The following is a 19,083-nucleotide window of genomic DNA, read 5'->3' as shown; positions in this document are numbered from 1 at the left end:
CTAATTTCATAAACTTCCCGAGATTATTCTCTTTAAATTTGCTTTACAATGTTTTTAAACCAATCTGTGGAAGACTTTAAGAATGCAGTGCAAGAGCTTAGAAATGGATCATAAAGAACTGTATATCGGTGTGATGTCAGGGACGAGTATGGACGGTGTTGATACTGCCTTAGTGTCGATTGAAGATACGCGCATCACATTGCTTGCTCATGATGAGTTCCCAATGCCTGACGACCTCAAAGTGCGTCTGCTTGAAGTTTGTATTGGTCAGAAAACCGATTTAATTGCCATTGGAGAACTCGACCACCAGCTTGGCCATCTGTTTGGCGATGCGGTTTTGCAACTTCTCGAAAAGTCAGGTACACCTGCATCTTCTGTGACTGCGATTGGTAATCATGGTCAAACGGTATTCCACCAGCCAAGCGGCGAATCTCCATTTACCATGCAGTTGGGTGATGCCAACATCATTGCCGCTAAAACACAGATTCAAACGGTTGCCGATTTCAGGCGTAAAGACATGGCATTAGGCGGACAAGGTGCGCCATTAGTCCCTGCCTTCCACCATACTATTTTCCAGCCACAAGACAGCTCAGTTGTGGTGTTGAATATTGGTGGTATCTCGAATATTTCAGTGCTGCGCCCTAATCAGCCAACACTTGGTTATGATACTGGCCCGGGCAATATGTTGATGGACGCTTGGGTTGATAAACACACGGGCGATAAGTTTGACCGTGATGCCCAATTTGCGCTTAAAGGTCAACTCAATCAAGCTTTACTCGAACAGTTGTTAAATGAGTCTTATCTATCTCAAATGCCACCGAAAAGTACTGGTAGAGAACTATTCAACCTACCTTGGCTAGAGCAACAATTAACAGAATTTAAAGATCTTGCAGTAGAAGATGTTCAGCGCACGCTTTATGAATACACCGCATTGACGATAGCCAATGAAGTGGAGACTTATCGCTTGGGTAACCAGCCTGCACTGTATGTGTGTGGCGGTGGTACAAGAAACCCATTGTTGATGAAGAGACTGTCTGAACTGCTTCCAAGTTGGGAGGTTGACTCAACCACCAGTAAAGGCGTGGATGCCGATTACATGGAAGCAATGGCCTTTGCGTGGCTTGCTCAGCGTCATGTTCATAAACTGCCAAGCAATTTACCAGAAGTGACTGGCGCAAGCAGAGCGGCCTCTCTAGGCGTTCTCTATCGAGCTGACTAAACAACTTTAGAACCATAATTTTAGAATCACCATTTAAGGATCATTATGAGTAACGACGCTCTCATATCAGCGCTCTCGCACCTCGTTTCGGAGGGGAGAAACCCTGACACTATGGATATTGATCTGCTCACCTCTCTCGAAGTGGTTGAAAAGATTAACCAACAAGACAAACAAGTCCCACTGGCGATTGAAGCGGAACTGCCACAGATCGCGAAAGCGGTCGATAAAATTGCTCATGCCTTTCAAAACGGTGGTCGACTGATTTATATGGGCGCAGGCACCAGTGGTCGATTGGGTGTTTTAGATGCATCAGAATGCCCTCCGACTTTCGGTGTTTCAGACAAAATGGTTATCGGCTTAATCGCTGGCGGACCAGAAGCGATTTTAAAAGCCAAAGAGGGAGCGGAAGATTCGCTGACTCTCGGTATTGAAGACCTGAAAGCCATTCAATTTACAGAAAATGATGTCGTGGTAGGTATTGCTGCGAGCGGTCGCACACCTTACGTGATTGGTGCACTCAACTATGCCAATCAGCTTGGCGCAGTAACGGTTGCATTATCTTGTAACCCTGACTCTCCAATTGCTGAAATCGCTCAAATCGCAATTAGCCCGGTGGTTGGCCCAGAAGCCTTAACCGGTTCAACACGACTCAAATCAGGTACAGCACAAAAGCTGGTGCTTAATATGCTGACCACTGCCAGCATGATTCGCATTGGTAAGAGCTACCAAAACCTTATGGTCGACGTAAAAGCGACCAATGAAAAGTTGGTTGCCCGCGCCGCTCGTATCGTTATCCAAGCAACGGAGTGCGATAAAGCACTGGCGGTGTCGACACTTAAAGCGACTGATTACGATGTGAAGTTATCTATTTTGATGATTCTAACAGGGCTAGATTTAGAGTTAGCCAAGGCTCAGCTTGATAAGCAAAACGGCTTTTTAAGAAAAGCTGTAGAGAATAACCAGTAACCTAGACTCTGCTGTTGAGTGTTACTCCGGCTACCGACAAAAAGACCAGTACACACGCGGTACTGGTCTTTTTTAGTTTTAATTTTTCATCGCTAGCTTGGGCTTAGTAGTCGTTTGAGAACTCGTCCCAGCCGCGTTGCCATTCCATACGGAAACGTTGAGCGTCTTCCGTACCAGAACACACGCCTTCATACACCTGACCAGATAAACCAATCTGATAAGCATGGTTCGGATTACAATATTCAGTCACACCTAGGTGATAACCTTCTGTGTAACTCGCTTGATCGACTGCGCCAAGCTCAGTCATCTCTGAATACGAACGCTGAGTGTGGCCTTTGATACCATCACGATAGCCAATCTCTTGCCAATTGCCTTCAGCTGCTAAATCTTGAACATTGGCGCTGCATCCTGCAAGGCTAAATGCCACGGCGAATAGTACGATTATTTTTTTCATTTCAATCCTTTATATTGTTACTTCACCACTTTCTGACGAAGCGCTGCCTTTGTGGTGATTCTCCGCTGAACGCCTATCGATGTCCACTTATTGTCTAATGTTCGCCACTTTAGGTTCATTCCGACCACTCAGAATCAATAGTCGCCGTTAAGCCAACTCAAACAACCTCTCTATAGAGCTAATAGGCCTCTCGATAGAAATATCGGCCACTCAGCACAGTGAACAAACCACTAAATCAGTTATAACACCGCTAAATTGGCTATTCGACCACTCACTCTCGTAGCGGAAGTTTCTTCTCATCGACTCCTTTAATATACACCCTGACTTAATTAATACATTCAGGGATAACAAATTATGATGTGGTTTCTTACCTGTGTCGCAGCACTCATTGGTGGCTACTTTATTTACGGTGCCTTTATCGAGAAGATTTTCGGTATCAATGAAAAGCGTCAAACACCCGCTCACACCAAGCAAGACGGCGTGGACTTCGTTCCAATGTCGACGCCAAAGGTTTACCTAGTTCAACTGCTTAACATTGCAGGTGTAGGTCCAATCTTCGGCCCTATCATGGGTGCCCTTTACGGCCCAGCAGCAATGCTTTGGATCGTGCTAGGTTGTATCTTCGCAGGTGCCGTACACGACTACTTCTCAGGTATGTTATCTATCCGCAATGGTGGCGCTTCGGTTCCAACCATCACTGGACGTTACCTAGGCAATGGCGCAAAACACTTTATGAACATCTTTGCCATTGTTCTACTGCTTCTTGTTGGTGTGGTGTTCGTTTCTGCTCCAGCAGGCATGATCACTAACCTAGTGAACGACCAAACTGATTTCGTAATGTCTACGAGCACCATGGTTGTCATCATCTTTGCTTACTACATCATCGCAACGATTGTCCCTGTCGATAAAATCATTGGTCGCTTCTACCCATTGTTCGGTGCACTGCTTATCTTTATGTCTGTTGGCCTAATCACTGCGATTGGTCTATCTGACGAGCACCAAATCATGGGTGGCTTCGAGATGAAAGACATGTTCACCAACATGAACCCTAACGATCTACCACTTTGGCCTGCTCTATTTATTACCATCGCTTGTGGTGCTATCTCTGGCTTCCACGCAACTCAGTCTCCACTAATGGCGCGTTGCATGGAAAACGAGAAAAATGGTCGCTTCGTATTCTACGGTGCAATGATTGGTGAAGGCATCATCGCTCTAATCTGGTGTGCACTTGCTCTGTCTTTCTTCGGTTCGGTTGAGTCTCTGTCTGACGCAATTGCAAACGGCGGCCCAGGTAACGTAGTATACAGCGCTTCATTTGGTCTACTGGGTGTATTTGGCGGTATCCTTGCTTTCCTTGGCGTGGTTATCCTACCAATCACTTCTGGTGACACAGCGTTCCGTTCAAGCCGTCTTATCCTTGCTGAATACTTCAACATGGAACAGAAAACACTGCGTAACCGTCTACTAATGGCGTTACCACTGTTCGTTATCGGTGGCATCCTGACTCAAGTTGATTTCGGTATCATCTGGCGCTACTTCGGTTTTGCTAACCAATCAACAGCCGTAATGATGCTGTGGACAGCTTCAGCTTACCTACTTCGCCACAACAAACTGCACTGGGTAACAACAGTTCCAGCTATCTTCATGACGTCTGTGTGTATCACATTCATCCTGAACAACAGCCAACTGGGCTTCGGTCTACCAATGCAAATCTCAACCATCATTGGTGTGGTGAGTGCGCTAGGTGTTGCGGCTTACGTTATTAAAATTTCAAAAGGCAAAGGCGATATCGACCTAGCTGATGAAGAAGAGAAAGAAGCAAAAGGCGTCACCAAAACAGCCTAGTTCTTTAAGGCTCTTGGGAACAAGAGACCAATCTTCATAGAAAGAGATAAAAGAACAGCCAAACACAACTTCGCTTGCTCCCGTAATCACTCAGTGATTCGTGGAACCTAAGACTAAAGCCCGTCCACTGTGATGGGCTTTATTGTTTGTAGGCGTTAGTGCTTTCGACTCTGGGAAGCGAATATAGGCTACTAAAACACAAGCAAAGCTACCGTTACCAAGCAATGAGCTTTACACTTAACAAGCGTCTCAATAGGTGAAAATATGGAACTCATTCTCTCTCTGCTGCAACAAACCTGCGTCTACTTAGTGATTGCTTACATGCTGAGTAAAACCCCACTGATTCTCCCTTTGTTGAGCATCTCTTCACGCTTAGGCCATAAGATCAGCTGCTACGTTCTGTTCTCCCTATTCTGTATTATGGGCACCTATTTCGGACTGCAAATCAATGATGCCATCGCCAACACGCGAGCGATGGGCGCGGTAATGGGCGGTTTGTTTGGTGGTCCTGTAGTTGGCTTTGCGGTCGGCTTTACTGGCGGGATTCACCGTTACTCATTAGGCGGCTTCACGGACTTAGCTTGTGCTATCTCAACGACAGCAGAAGGCTTGATTGGTGGCCTGCTGCATGTGTACTTAGTCAGAAAGAACAAAGCCAGTCAGCTGTTTAATCCGCTGGTAGTGTTCTCTGTCACCCTATTTGCAGAAATTATTCAAATGTTGATTCTGCTCGCAGTCGCCAAACCATTTGAGCAGTCCTACGCGCTTGTTTCCGATATTGCCGCGCCAATGATCATTGCCAACTCTGTGGGTGCAGCACTGTTCATGAGCATCATCCAAGACAGAAAGACCATCTTCGAGAAATACTCCGCCACCTTCTCACGCCGCGCACTTACTATTGCCGAGCGTTCGGTAGGTATTCTGCATGGCGGCTTCACTTCCGATAACGCACAAAAGATCGTGCGTATCGTTTATGAAGAAACTAATGTTGGTGCGGTGGCGATTACCGACCGAGAAAAAATCCTCGCGTTCGTCGGCATTGGCGATGAGCACCATATTCCAAATACCCCTATTTCATCGCAAAGTACCCTCACCTCGATGGAAAAGAACGACATCATCTACCTTGACGGTAAAGAGAATCCATACCAATGTTCTCTATCTCAAGATTGTAAGTTGGGCTCTGCACTAATCATTCCACTGCGTGCTGGTAACGAAGTGGTCGGCACCATCAAGCTCTATGAGCCAAAGCTGAAACTATTCTCAACTATCAATATGTCGATGGGTGAAGGTATCGCTCAACTATTATCGAGCCAGATCCTATTTAGCAACTACCAGCAGCAGCAAACGCTACTGACACAAGCAGAAATCAAACTGCTGCACGCTCAAGTGAACCCGCACTTCTTGTTCAATGCGCTTAATACTATCAGCGCAGTAACACGTCGTGACCCAGATAAAGCTCGAGAGTTGATTCAACACCTGTCTCACTTCTTTAGAAGCAACCTAAAGCAGAACATCAACACCGTGAAGCTCAAAGACGAACTGGCACACGTCAACGCTTACCTGACCATAGAGAAAGCACGCTTTACCGATCGACTAGAAGTGGAATGGGATATCGACCCGCAGTTATATGAATCTCAATTGCCGAGCTTTACCCTGCAACCGCTGGTAGAAAACGCCATCAAACATGGGATATCTAATATGTTGGAAGGCGGTAAAGTAAAGATATCTAGCGAGGCTTTCGAGGGTGGGTTCAAGTTAACCGTTGAAGACAATGCAGGTAATTATCAGAAGCCATCTCAAGATCATGTAGGATTAGGGATGGAAATTGTTGATAAACGACTCACTAATTTCTTTGGACAAGACTCAGCACTAAAAATAGAATCTCAACCACAGCAATTTACTCGAATGAGCTTTATCATACCTATACTAAAATAACGGTCTTTTCGCAGGTGATAGCTTCTCGGTAAGCATATTTAAAAGACATATATAGAAAACAAGCAGGGATAGTAACAAGATGAAGATTGTAGGATGTTAAAAGCACTAGTTGTCGATGATGAGCTTTTTGCTCGCGAAGAGTTGATTGAGCTGCTGACTGAAACTGGAGAAGTGGAAGTCATTGGCCAAGCAAGTAACGCAATTGAAGGGCTTAAGCAGATCAACCTTCTAAAGCCTGATGTGGTGTATTTGGACATTCAAATGCCTCAGGTCACTGGGATTGAATTGCTGAGCATGCTTGACCCAGAAACCATGCCCTACGTGGTATTTGTGACCGCCTACGATCAATATGCGATTCAAGCCTTTGAAGACAATGCCTTTGACTACCTACTCAAACCCGTTGAACCTTGTCGATTAAATAAGAGTGTTTGCCGCCTGAATAAAGTCATCAAGCAAAACCAGAAAACACCGGAGCAAGACATCTCTGCGATTGCTCCCTGTCACTTAGAGCAAATCCCATGTATTGGTCATAACCGCATTGTGATCATGGCAAGCCAAACGGTAGAGTGCGCCTATTCCGATATCAGTGGTGTGCATGTTCGTAGCTCATCGCAAACCGCAACCTCACAGTTAACACTAAAGATCTTGGAAGAAAAGACCGATTTGATCCGCTGTCATCGACAGTATTTGATCAACATAAAATCGATCCAAGAGATCAAACTGCTAGAAAATGGATTAGCAGAGATCATTACCCTGACTGGCTTTGAAGTCCCGGTGAGTCGTCGTTATTTAAAGACTTTAAAAGAGCAACTCGGTCTCCAGTAACGCGTTAGAATTAGACGCCTTGTTCCAAAGCACGATCAAAAAAGCCAACGTATCAACGTTGGCTTCCTGCTGTTTACAAATCAATAGTGTTTGCAAATCGATAGTGTTACGCATCGATCTTGTCACCAATCAATAGAGATTAGTCGACTTGCTTAATCTGTAGCTCTTTTGGTACTTCAAAGAACATGTTCTCTTCACGACCTTGAATCTCTTCAACGTCAGTCGCACCTAGCTCACGAATACGATCTAGAATTTGGTTTACCAGCTCTTCAGGAGCAGAAGCACCGGCTGTTACACCGATTTTCTTTTTCCCTTCAACCCACTCGGTTTGAATGTCTTCAGGACAGTCAGTTAGGTAGCCTGGTGTGCCTAGTTTCTCAGCTAGCTCTTTTAGACGAGTTGAATTCGATGAGTTCTTAGAACCAACCACTATCACCACATCAACGTCATTCGCCATCTCACGCACAGCGTCTTGACGGTTTTGAGTCGCGTAACAGATGTCGTCTTTACGTGGGCCTTGAATCTCAGGGAACACTCGACGTAGCTCTTCAATCACATCTGCAGTTTCATCTACTGATAGCGTAGTTTGGCTAACATAGTGCAGGTTACTTGGATCATTCACCACGAGGTTCTGTACGTCCTCTGGTCTTTCAACCAAGTACATACCACCAGTTTGGCTCGCGTACTGACCCATAGTGCCTTCCACTTCAGGGTGACCTGCGTGGCCAATCAGTACCACTTCCATATGTTTGCGGCTCGCACGAGCAACCTCCATATGAACTTTAGTCACCAAAGGACACGTCGCATCAAATACCGTTAACTCACGCTCTTTCGCTTCTTTACGAACCGCTTGAGAAACACCGTGAGCCGAAAAGATCACGATGTTGTCGTCTGGCACCTCACTCAGTTCTTCGACAAAAATAGCACCACGCTGCTTGAGCCCCTCAACAACAAAGCGGTTGTGTACCACTTCATGGCGAACATAGATCGGTGGCTGATACATTTCGAGTGCACGCTCTACGATGCTGATCGCACGATCGACACCGGCACAAAAGCCACGAGGGTTAGCTAACATTATTTTCATTTCATTGCTCATCATTTACCGCGGTACTAAGGTTGCTTCTATAGAGTTCGCCGTCAGCGAGGTTCGCATTCTACAGTGAAGCGTCTAGACAGTGAAGCTCTGGGTGAGATCACAGCTGTAAGGCTATCTTATTCTAGCGTGAAGACAGCTATTCTAACGTTAAGAGAGTTATTCTACCGTTAAGATATTGACGTCAAAGCTAACGTCTTGACCAGCGAGTGGGTGATTAAAATCAACCGTCACTGAATCACCTGCGATCTCAGTAATAATACCTGGAATTTCCATACCGTCAGGACCTGAAAATGCCATGATAGTGCCCACTTCAACTTCAGAGTCGCCAACAAACTTAGCACGATCCATATAGTGAATATGATCTGGGTTTGGCATACCAAACGCGTCTTCCGCCTTCAGTTCGATAGACTTTTCAGTGCCGGCTTCAAGTCCAAGTAAGCACGCTTCAAAGTTCTCACTTAGGCTGCCATCACCCATGACGAACTTCGCTGGTTTGCCCATGTTCTCCGTACTATCGGCAACTGAACCATCCTTCATTTTAATCGTAAAATGTAGAGTTACTGCTGAATCATTTTTAATTGCTGCCACGTTACTTTCCTTAGACTTCTTTATTATTTGAGGATGCGCTGTGCTTTGCTTCCTTGTTGACTGAAGCATAAAAAAAAGCGCCGTCGGAATCAACCGACAGCGCTTAGGGCTATTCTATTCTGTGAGTCATAGACTGACTTTGAAGCAAGCTATTTGCTTTCGTCTTTCTTACGGAAACCATCTAAGATGATCATCGCAGCACCGATACAGATTCCCATATCCGCTAAGTTAAATGCAGGCCAGTGGTAAGTGCCCCAGTAGAAGTCTAAGTAATCGACAACAAAGCCATGTACGACTCGGTCAAACACATTACCTACTGCACCACCAATGATGATCGCATAAGCAATGTTATTCCACTTCTCTGTTGCTGGTAGTTTGCTCATCCAGTACGTCAGCATACCTGTTACCGCAAAGGCGATACCCGTAAATAACCAACGCTGCCAACCACTTTGATCACTCAAGAAGCTAAACGCTGCACCGTAGTTATGCACGTACAAAAAGTTAAAGAATGGCAGCACCTCAATACGGTTTGCCCAACCATAACCCATATTGTCCATGACAAAGAGTTTAATGCCGATATCAGCCAAGAAGACCAATAGAGCCAGCCATAACCAACGTACACCAGATTGTTTTAACGAAACTTCACTCATTTCTATTCCTAGTATTTACGAAGTTGGTATTCATTGTTAGTCACCTTACGTGACCTTGATTACCAACTTGGTTAAACACATTTCCTATAACTAAAAATAACCCCAGTTGATACTGGGGCTATGATTTTTACAAAAAGTTCAGTCTTTCTCTGAGTCGTTATGCGAACTTACGCACTTCGCCTTCACCGTCGATGTTCGACACACAACGACCACAAACTTTCTCGTGACCTTCGATAGTGCCTACATCTGGAGTGTGGTGCCAGCAACGGTCACACTTCTCAGCTTCAGTAGCCGCAACTTCAACGAATAGACCAGCAACGTCTGTCGCTTGCGCTGCATCAGACTTCTCGCTCAGTGGCTTAACAACAGCTGCAGAGGTGATAAGTACGAAACGTAGCTCATCTTCTAGCTTGTTGATTTTAGCCGCTAGTGCATCGTCAGCGTATAGAGTAACTTCAGCTTGCAGTGCACCACCGATCGTTTTCTCTTTACGAGCATCTTCAAGAAGCTTGTTCACTGCGCCACGAACAGACTGGATTTCAGTCCAGAATTCGTTGCTTAGCTCTTCGCCTTCTGCAAGACCAAATAGACCTTCGAACCACTCACCTGTGAATACGAACGTGTCGCGCTGCTCTCCAGTTGGTAAAGAGCTTGGCATTTCGTTCCAAATTTCATCTGCAGTGAACGACATGATAGGTGCCATCCAACGAACTAGAGCTTCTACGATGTAGTAAAGCGCCGTTTGACAGCTACGTTGAGCATGGCTGCCCTGCTTCGCTGTGTACTGACGGTCTTTGATTACGTCTAGGTAGAAAGAACCCATTTCGATAGAACAGAACTGCATTAGACGTTGAGTCACACCGTGAGTGTTGTACTCGCCGTATGCTTTAACAATCTCTTCTTGTGCAGCTTGAGCACGGCCAACAGCCCAGCGATCAAGTGCAACCATCTCTTCAGCAGGAACTAGGTCAGTTTCAGGGTTGAAACCGCTCAAGTTCGCTAGGAAGAAACGAGCCGTGTTACGAATACGACGGTAAGCATCCGCTGAACGCTTCAGGATTTCATCAGAAACCGCAACTTCACCCGTGTAGTCTGTAGAAGCAACCCATAGACGCAGGATATCTGCACCTAGCTTGTTGGTTACATCTTTAGGTGCAACAACGTTACCGATAGATTTAGACATCTTACGGCCGTTACCATCAACCACGAAACCGTGAGTTAGCACTTGCTTGTACGGTGCTTCGTCTTTCATCGCGATAGATGAAATTAGAGAAGACTGGAACCAGCCACGGTGTTGATCTGAACCTTCAAGGTAAAGATCAGCACTGTTACCGTTGTACTCTTCACGAGAGTCAACAACAGAGAAGTGCGTAACACCTGAGTCGAACCATACGTCTAGCGTATCCATTACTTTTTCGTACTTATCAGCGTCTTCTGCGCCCATAAGTTCAGCAGCGTCTACATCCCACCAAGCTTGAATGCCTTTCTCTTCAACTAGCTTCGCTACTTTTTCAATAAGTGCTGGGCTATCAGGGTGAAGTTCTGACGTTTCTTTATGGACGAACAGAGCAATTGGCACACCCCAAGTACGTTGACGAGAGATACACCACTCAGGACGACCTTCAACCATGCCTTCGATACGGCTTTGACCCCATTCAGGCAACCACTCAACACTCTTGATTGACTCTAGTGCTTTAGCACGTAGGCCAGCTTGATCCATAGAGATGAACCATTGTGGTGTTGCGCGGAAGATGATTGGAGTTTTGTGTCTCCAACAGTGTGGGTAGCTGTGCTCGTAAGCGTGGTGATGCAGAAGTGCACCTTTCTCTTTTAGAACTTCTAAAACAGAGTCGTTCGCTTTGAATACGTGCTGACCAGCAAATAGCTCGGTATCTGGCAGGTAAACGCCGTTAGAACCAACTGGGTTAGCGATTTCTAGGTTGTACTTTTTACCAACCACGAAATCTTCTTGACCGTGACCAGGCGCAGTGTGAACCACACCAGTACCTGAATCTGTTGTTACGTGATCGCCAAGAACTGCAGGAACAGTAAAGTCGTAGAACGGGTGGTTGAACTGAGAAAGCTCAAGATCAGCACCTGTAGCAAAACCAAGGTTGTGGAAGTGCTCGATACCTGCACGATCCATTACGTCTTTTGCTAGTTCAGAAGCAACAACGATACGTTGAGCAGGCTGGTCGCCATTCGCTTCAACTTGGATAAGCACGTATTCAAGATCATCACGTAGACATACTGCGCGGTTAGCAGGCAGAGTCCATGGTGTTGTTGTCCAGATAACGATAGAAATTTCGCCTTGACCCTCATGACCTTCAGCTAGAGTAAATTTCTCTAGAAGCGCCGCTTCGTCAGCTGCTGTAAATTTCACATCGATAGATGGAGAAACTTTATCTTTGTATTCAACTTCAGCTTCAGCCAGAGCAGAACCACAATCAGTACACCAGTGAACGGGTTTGAAACCTTTAAGAAGGTGACCTTTGTCTGCGATTTTGCCAAGAGAACGAATGATGTTCGCTTCTGTGCCAAAATCCATAGTGCGATAAGGTTTGTCCCACTCGCCCATGATGCCAAGACGTTTGAAGCTCTCTTTCTGACCTTCAACTTGACCCGCAGCGTACTTTCGACACTCTTCGCGGAATTCAGCCGCCGAAATCTTCTGACCAGGCTTACCTTTCTTCTTCTCAACCATTAGCTCGATTGGAAGACCGTGACAGTCCCAACCAGGGATGTACGGTGCATCAAAACCAGAAAGGGTCTTAGATTTGATAATAATGTCTTTAAGAATCTTATTCAGCGCGTGGCCAATGTGAATATCGCCGTTCGCGTATGGAGGGCCATCATGCAGTACGAAAGATTTTTTACCTTTCTTTGCCTTACGGATTTCGCCGTAAAGATCTTCTTTGTACCAACGCTTCAGCATTTCTGGCTCACGATTTGCCAGATTGCCGCGCATTGGGAACCCTGTTTCTGGTAAGTTCAGGGTATCTTTATAATCACTCATCGATTCTTAATTCCGTTATATTGGGCGAAGTTAGACATTATGTTAATCGGTGGAATCATCCGATTAATTCTTTAGCTGAAGCAGCCACACCCTTGCGGCTTCAGCATCCAATTCTATTTGATTCTTTAGTGCGTCGAACGATTCAAATTTTATCTCGTCGCGCAGTTTGTGCAAAAGTCGTACTTCTAACTGTTTACCATATAAATTGGCTTTAAAGTCAAAAAAATGCACTTCCAATTGCTGCCTTACCCCATTAACTGTTGGTCGTTGTCCAATATTAGCAACGCCACCGACAGGAACACCGTCGATATCCAAAGCTTCAACAACATACACTCCCGATACAGGAGAAACACAACGCTTTAATGGAATATTAGCGGTAGGGAAACCGATAGTTCTCCCTAGTTTTCGACCATGGGACACTCGACCACTAATACTGTAATCACGTCCTAACATGGTAGCACTTGCAGCCAAGTCATCGACCGCTAATGCATTTCGTATCTCAGTACTGCTTACTCGTAATTGGTTTAAGCAATAGCTTTGGGTGCTGACCACCTCAAAACCGTACTTCTCGCCCGCCTCTTTGAGCATAGCGAAATTACCGGTACGACCTTTACCAAAGCAAAAATCGTCACCAACCACCAAGAACTTCACACCAAGCTTATCAACCAAAAGATCCTTAATGAATGCTTCCGCGGATAAACTTGCAAAATACTGATTAAAATTAACACACAATAAGCGACTGATATCTAGCTTACTCAGTTGCACGTATTTGTCTCGTAAACGAGTTAAACGTGCTGGCGCTCTATCTCGGGCAAACAGCTCCATAGGCTGCGGTTCAAACGTCATAACAACAGAAGGTAGCCCTAATGCTGCAGCTTGTTTAGAAACCTGACTCAAAACCTCTTGATGTCCTAAATGAACACCATCGAAGTTACCTATGGTTAATACACAGCCATGATGCTGCGCTTTAATATTGTGTATACCTCGGATCAGTTCCATTATGATCAGCTAAAACCTGTTATTTGCATCATTTATTGTGTGAAACCGACGGATTATATACTAATCAGTATTAATCTGTCGCTGCTTTTAAATGTTTTACTCGGATACCTAAAATCAGTACCGAAACAATATAAACAAAGCCACCAAGTCCAATCAAGCCAGTTAATGTCAGCGCTCTCTGGCTAAAGCTCCATTCAAGCCAATGTTGCATATTATCCAGCTGCCATAAAATAGCCGCTACCATCACCACACCTGAGATAATTAATTTGGCACTGAACAACAAGGTTGTCTTAGTTAATTGATACACACCCGCAAGGTGCAATCCTCGATATAACAAGGCCATATTCACAAAGGCAGACAGTGCCGTCGCAATCGCCAAACCCACATAGCCATAAAAATAAGCAAAGATCGCGTTAAACACCATATTGGTCACCATAGCGATAATGCCGTACTTAACCGGTGTTTTGGTATCTTGGCGAGAGTAATAGCCCGGAGCTAAAACTTTAATCAGCATGAAATTAAGCAAGCCTGATGCGTAAGCTACCAATGACATCGATGCTTGCTGTACATCGTGTGGAGAGAACTCACCACGCATAAATAGCACCATCAACATGGGTTTAGCTAAAACGATAAGACCTAACATCGCAGGAATACCAAGCAGCAACACCATGCGCACGCCCCAATCCATGGTATGCGCGAACCCTTCCCCTTGAGCATCTACGTGTTTACGAGACAAAGCAGGAAGAATCACAGTCGCAATCGCGATACCGAATAAACCGAGAGGAAATTCAAGCAGTCGGTCTGAGTAGTACAACCAACTGATAGAGCCTGTTGCGAGGAAGCTGGCAATAAAGGTATCAAACAATAAGTTGATTTGGCTGACCGATACACCGAACAGAGCAGGGATCATTAATGTGCGGATCTTAACCACACCCGGGTCTCTCCATCCCCACTTCGGCTTAACCAACACACCCGCTTTGATCAAGAAAGGCATTTGGAAAAGGAATTGGACTAAGCCACCAAGAAACACACCAATAGCCAAACCAATTTCTGGTTGTTCTAAATTAGGTGAGATAAACCATGCAGCGCCTATGATCATCACGTTCAAGAACACAGGAGTAAAAGAAGAGACCGCAAATTTACCTAATGTATTAAGAATGGCACCAGATAAAGCGACGAAGGTGATAAACCATAAATAAGGAAAGGTAATCTTGAGCATAAAGCTCGCTAGCTCAAATTTGGGTGCTGATGGGCCATCATTTAGCCAGTCGATAAACCAACCCGCACCAAACATCGCGGTGATCACGCCAGAGCCCAATACCCCGATGACGGTGACAATAGAAACTAAAACCCCGAGCGTCCCCGACACCTTAGCAATTAAATCTCGTGTCTTATCTTTATCACCTGCGGCGTGATATTCCGTTAATACAGGAACAAACGCTTGAGAAAACGCACCTTCTGCAAAAAGTCGACGTAAGAAATTAGGAATTTTATTAGCGAAGAAAAATACGTCGGCACTCGCTCCTGCCCCCATCAAATTTGCTACTACTACATCACGTACTAGCCCCAATACACGGGAAACAAAAGTCATTGCGCTGACAATCAGGCCTGACTTTAATAGTCGTTTACTCACAGAAACCTCTGACACTGGTTGATTACTTTCAAGCGAGGATAAATACTATCCTGTCCTAAGAAGCATATTTATTAGCATTGGTCTAAAAATGCTGTTAGAATCCCCGCCATCTTAACCGCGATGACCTTTCCATACCAAAGTTTGTTTGGCTACGATTGGTTTTTGCACAAATCATTTGACAATTAAGCGCTAATGAGGGATAGTCCTCGCCCTTAAATTGTCACCGAACTAAGTTTTTGGGAGTTAGACCCTTGGCAAACAGTAAATCTGCTAAGAAGCGCGCTATCCAAGCTGAGAAACGTCGCCAGCACAATGCTAGCCGTCGTTCTATGATGCGCACTTACATGAAAAAGACTATCGCAGCTATCGCAGCTGGTGATAAAGAAGCTGCAACTGCTGCTCTTGTAGAAGTTACACCACTTCTTGACCGTATGGCGACTAAAGGCCTTATTCATAAGAATAAAGCTGCACGTCATAAGTCTCGTTTCGCTGCTGCAATCAAAGCTCTTTAATAGAAATTTGATTACAACGCAAAACGAAAAAAACCGGCCTAGGCCGGTTTTTTTATATCTAAATTTTGAGTAACGCTTTTATTTTACGTGCTAACAGCCGTTTTTCTGACCGATAAACAATTTAAGCAGATAGATAAAACAAACAATCAGAAAAATAAATAGAGAAGCAAATTGGTACGTAGATAGATAGGTAAACACTAACGTTCAATGTGAAATGCTAACACTTCCTTGTGTCATTCTATCGCTGATAAGAAATCCCCCTCCCACCAGCAATAAGCTACTTGCAGTAAATACCATGCAGTAGGTTAATCATCGCTTTTACTTCTTCACTACTCAATGTGTAATACACCGTTTGAGCTTCTTTGCGAGTTTCGACCAAACCATCTCTTCTCAACCAAGCAAGATGTTGAGATAAAGCAGACTGACTCAGTTCCAACTTGCCACACAACTCCCCAACCGACAGTTCAGTGCCATGTAATAGGCACAAAATCTGTAAGCGACGCTCGTTAGCCATGGCTTTGAGTAGAATCACAGCTTGTGCTGAGTTCTTCTCCATCTCTTTTAAGTTCATAGTTTGGCTCCCTACAACCTTTACGCCAACTACGGGCTATCAGTATTTCCGGCATATTGCGGAGTTATGATAATCGATATCAATTCATTAACAAACTATCTCACTCGAACAATTTGCTAAAATCTGCGTCACATACGTTTTTTACTGCTGGATGTTGGATCATCCTCTCAGCAAATATGACGTAGTACTCCTCTTTTAACTCTTCAATACCGCCTAATAGTTGCAGTGATGTGTCGTCTTCCACTTCAGACATATAAATCGTCGGTGCTAAAAATATTACGTCATGATGGTAACGAGCAAAAGCCTTCATCAATGCGGCATCATCAAACTCACCTAAAATATCTGGCTTAAGCCCTTGTCTATCAAACCATTGCAGCACTTTACGACCCATTGAGGTTCGGCTGCCAGGGATCAAAAGCTTTCTTTGCTCCAATACAGCAGGGAAATTAACCCCTTCAACCTGACCTGAACTAAAAAAGCTCATTCCACTCTCACCCAGCTTTTTACTGAACAGGCCCGGGCTTTGACTAGAGTCCACCGGACAGTCAGACAAAATCATATCGAGCTTATGTTGAGAGAGTTGCTCAAGTAGCATTTCATGGGTCGATTCAAAACAGCGCAAGTGAATGCTGTTATCTGGAGGGATGGTCGACATCAGTATCTTACTGACGAGTCTTTTAGAGAGCGCATCCGCGACGCCAACATCAAACAGAATATTGGAGTGTTGGCTGTAATTCACGATGTCCAGCATCTCGTAACTCAGGCCAAACATACGATCGGCATATTTAAAGACCAGTTGCCCAAGCTCTGTAGGCTCAACACTTCGGCCATTACGCTTGGTCAACTTGCCATCCATGCGTTCTTCTAAGGCTTTTATCTGCCCCGTTACCGTTTGTGGTGTTAGGAATAGGGCTTCTGCAGCTTTAGTAACAGAGCCTTGCTTGCAAACCATCCAGAAGTAATACAGATGGTTGTAGTTGAGATGCGACATAGATGTGCCGTAATAAAAGAGTAGATACCCTTTTATATCAAATATGACACCGCCACTCAACAAACTCGGAAAAACCTAACCAAACATAGATTTACCACTTATTTTTTCGAAGCGTCTGATTTCATAATGTAATATTTCATCGATTATTTTCAATTTTTTTCTAACTTTTAAGATCTATATCACCTATAGAATTTCCATTAAAAAACAATTTTAAACAACAACTTAAAACAACCACATTAGCAATTGGAATATTTAAAGAGTAAATCATCACAAAAAAGTCGCACCTAAACCAAAATGTAATATTACTGAAATATTTCCCCTCTAACATCACGCTCAGATTAAACAAACAGACCAAACACAGACTTAAACGGTCCAATGGAGAAAACATTATGAACCAAGCTACTACTGCAGCAGCGCCTATCTCGAGCACTACTCGTTGGCTACGCTGGGCTAACTTGGCATTCATGCTTTACCTACTATTACTTTCAGTTTCAATGGTTGGTACAGGCTTCAAATGGGCAACAGGCGAGCAAGCAAAGGTTCTTTTCGAATTTGCTTCACACCCAGTTGCAGGCTTAATGATTGGTTTAGTAGCAACAGCGCTTATTCAATCATCAAGTACAGTTACTTCAATTATCGTTGGCCTTGTGGCAGGTGGTTTACCTGTTGAGCTAGCAATTCCTATGATCATGGGTGCTAACATTGGTACTACGGTAACCAATACGCTAGTTAGCCTTGGTCACGTTCGTTGTAAAGAAGAGTTCAAACGTGCATTCGCAAGTGCGACAATCCACGACTTCTTTAACCTATTAGCCGTTGCTATCTTCCTACCACTAGAGATGGCGTTTGGAATTCTAGAGAAAATTTCTCACTGGTTAGTATCACCGATGCTAGCAACAGGTGATATGAGCATGGGTGGTCTTAACTTCATCAAGCCAATCACTAAGCCTGTTGTAAGTGCGATTAAAGAACCACTATCAACGTTTGGCGACACTGTTGGCGGCATCATGCTTATCGCTCTAGGTATCGCAACTATCTTCGTAGCTATTACTGTAATGGGTAAGCTGATGAAGAGCCTAATGGTTGGTCGTGCTCGTGAGATTCTAAAGAACGCAATCGGTCGTGGTCCAATCCACGGTATCGCTTCTGGCTCTATCGTGACTATCCTTGTTCAGTCTTCTTCTACGACAACAAGCTTGATGGTTCCACTAGTAGGTTCAGGTGTTCTTAAAGTACGTGACGTTTACCCATTCACTCTGGGTGCAAACATCGGTACATGTATTACGGCTCTACTTGCAGCTACAGCAGTGTCTGGTGAGTTCGCAGTATTCGCACTACAAATTGCTCTAGTACACTTGGTGTTCAACATCATGTCAACGGTATTCATCTTCGGTATCCCGTTCCTACGTGAACTTCCAGTTAAAGCGGCAGACATGATTTCAGACATGGCTGTGAAGAACAAAGCTGTAGTGGCTGGTTACCTTGTTGCGGTATTCCTTGTACTGCCTGGTAGCGTGTTAGCTCTTACCGCTTAATAGCAAAATAAACATCGCTTATAGCAAAGCCCGCTACCTCCTAGGTTGCGGGCTTTTTCTTTTTAAGAGCAGATACGGGATTCGTGTAAGCGAGTATCGAAGAGAAAGAGCCAATGCGCGTTGAGAGTATACGAGTAACATAAAGCATCACACAGCATATGATTTCTCTGCTCTTCGAATCTCGATTACTCGTCACTGTAACTTAGATACAAAAAAGGCTGCACAGAGGCCTGTCTCTTGATCACAAG

Annotated in this window: 16 protein-coding genes; 7 read left to right on the top strand and 9 right to left on the bottom strand. The window is 44.6% G+C overall.

What is annotated here, in order from left to right; genetic code table 11:
- Positions 1-103 precede the first annotated feature (103 nt).
- Positions 104-1,219: an anhydro-N-acetylmuramic acid kinase gene (locus AB4384_RS14605; protein ID WP_372129719.1), complete on the top strand. Its 1,116-nt coding sequence runs from the start codon at positions 104-106 to the stop codon at positions 1,217-1,219.
- Positions 1,220-1,264: 45 nt separating this feature from the next.
- Positions 1,265-2,185: an N-acetylmuramic acid 6-phosphate etherase gene (murQ, locus tag AB4384_RS14600; protein ID WP_032547377.1), complete on the top strand. Its 921-nt coding sequence runs from the start codon at positions 1,265-1,267 to the stop codon at positions 2,183-2,185.
- A gap of 103 nt (positions 2,186-2,288) precedes the next feature.
- Here the strand turns inward: murQ and AB4384_RS14595 are convergent, their stop codons facing one another.
- Positions 2,289-2,639, bottom strand: coding sequence for a DUF2799 domain-containing protein (locus AB4384_RS14595; protein WP_017059350.1), 351 nt, complete (start codon positions 2,637-2,639; stop codon positions 2,289-2,291).
- 354 nt (positions 2,640-2,993) lie between these two features.
- Between AB4384_RS14595 and AB4384_RS14590 the strand changes: the two genes are divergently transcribed.
- The 3 genes from AB4384_RS14590 to btsR all read left to right on the top strand — a co-directional run bounded on the left by AB4384_RS14590 (position 2,994) and on the right by btsR (position 7,244).
- Entirely contained in the window at positions 2,994-4,484 is a 1,491-nt protein-coding gene (locus AB4384_RS14590) for a carbon starvation protein A (RefSeq protein ID WP_137002297.1), read from the top strand.
- 264 nt (positions 4,485-4,748) lie between these two features.
- The gene (locus tag AB4384_RS14585) at positions 4,749-6,419 is read left to right on the top strand and encodes a sensor histidine kinase (RefSeq protein ID WP_017071388.1); all 1,671 of its coding nucleotides are present in this window, start codon (positions 4,749-4,751) and stop codon (positions 6,417-6,419) included.
- Between the two features lie 93 nt (positions 6,420-6,512).
- Positions 6,513-7,244 carry a two-component system response regulator BtsR gene (gene btsR, locus AB4384_RS14580; protein ID WP_136973914.1) on the top strand — a complete coding sequence of 244 codons (732 nt, stop codon included), beginning with the start codon at positions 6,513-6,515 and terminating at the stop codon, positions 7,242-7,244.
- Between the two features lie 139 nt (positions 7,245-7,383).
- On the opposite strand, the gene ispH is transcribed toward btsR, so the two are convergent.
- The 6 genes from ispH to murJ form a co-directional block, all read right to left on the bottom strand.
- Positions 7,384-8,340: a 4-hydroxy-3-methylbut-2-enyl diphosphate reductase gene (ispH, locus tag AB4384_RS14575; RefSeq protein ID WP_029235087.1), complete on the bottom strand. Its 957-nt coding sequence runs from the start codon at positions 8,338-8,340 to the stop codon at positions 7,384-7,386.
- A 156-nt stretch (positions 8,341-8,496) separates the two neighbouring features.
- Positions 8,497-8,928: an FKBP-type peptidyl-prolyl cis-trans isomerase gene (gene fkpB, locus AB4384_RS14570; protein WP_017059345.1), complete on the bottom strand. Its 432-nt coding sequence runs from the start codon at positions 8,926-8,928 to the stop codon at positions 8,497-8,499.
- A gap of 149 nt (positions 8,929-9,077) precedes the next feature.
- Positions 9,078-9,578 (bottom strand): signal peptidase II, encoded by a 501-nt coding sequence (gene lspA, locus AB4384_RS14565; RefSeq protein ID WP_004739521.1) that lies wholly within the window; start codon positions 9,576-9,578, stop codon positions 9,078-9,080.
- A gap of 157 nt (positions 9,579-9,735) precedes the next feature.
- The gene (gene ileS / locus AB4384_RS14560) at positions 9,736-12,594 is read right to left on the bottom strand and encodes an isoleucine--tRNA ligase (RefSeq protein ID WP_372129718.1); all 2,859 of its coding nucleotides are present in this window, start codon (positions 12,592-12,594) and stop codon (positions 9,736-9,738) included.
- A 63-nt stretch (positions 12,595-12,657) separates the two neighbouring features.
- Positions 12,658-13,593, bottom strand: a complete 936-nt coding sequence (ribF, locus tag AB4384_RS14555) for a bifunctional riboflavin kinase/FAD synthetase (RefSeq protein ID WP_017062867.1) — start codon at positions 13,591-13,593, stop codon at positions 12,658-12,660.
- 70 nt (positions 13,594-13,663) lie between these two features.
- Positions 13,664-15,226 carry a murein biosynthesis integral membrane protein MurJ gene (gene murJ / locus AB4384_RS14550; RefSeq protein WP_032545655.1) on the bottom strand — a complete coding sequence of 521 codons (1,563 nt, stop codon included), beginning with the start codon at positions 15,224-15,226 and terminating at the stop codon, positions 13,664-13,666.
- 251 nt (positions 15,227-15,477) lie between these two features.
- Between murJ and rpsT the strand changes: the two genes are divergently transcribed.
- Positions 15,478-15,738, top strand: coding sequence for a 30S ribosomal protein S20 (gene rpsT / locus AB4384_RS14545; protein WP_004739529.1), 261 nt, complete (start codon positions 15,478-15,480; stop codon positions 15,736-15,738).
- Positions 15,739-16,015: 277 nt separating this feature from the next.
- Here the strand turns inward: rpsT and AB4384_RS14540 are convergent, their stop codons facing one another.
- Together AB4384_RS14540 and nhaR are read right to left on the bottom strand one after the other, a co-directional pair.
- Positions 16,016-16,309, bottom strand: coding sequence for a metalloregulator ArsR/SmtB family transcription factor (locus AB4384_RS14540; protein WP_004735028.1), 294 nt, complete (start codon positions 16,307-16,309; stop codon positions 16,016-16,018).
- Between the two features lie 100 nt (positions 16,310-16,409).
- Positions 16,410-17,300 carry a transcriptional activator NhaR gene (nhaR, locus tag AB4384_RS14535; protein WP_017059341.1) on the bottom strand — a complete coding sequence of 297 codons (891 nt, stop codon included), beginning with the start codon at positions 17,298-17,300 and terminating at the stop codon, positions 16,410-16,412.
- A 389-nt stretch (positions 17,301-17,689) separates the two neighbouring features.
- Here nhaR and AB4384_RS14530 point away from each other — a divergent pair, with 389 nt between their 5' ends.
- Positions 17,690-18,835, top strand: a complete 1,146-nt coding sequence (locus AB4384_RS14530; RefSeq protein ID WP_017059340.1) for a Na/Pi symporter — start codon at positions 17,690-17,692, stop codon at positions 18,833-18,835.
- Positions 18,836-19,083 lie beyond the last annotated feature (248 nt).

This window comes from Vibrio sp. 10N.261.51.A4 (genome assembly GCF_041471945.1).
GTDB lineage: Bacteria > Pseudomonadota > Gammaproteobacteria > Enterobacterales > Vibrionaceae > Vibrio > Vibrio crassostreae_C.
Note: the sequence above shows the minus strand (reverse complement) of the source record. Positions and strands in the feature narration are given on the sequence as shown.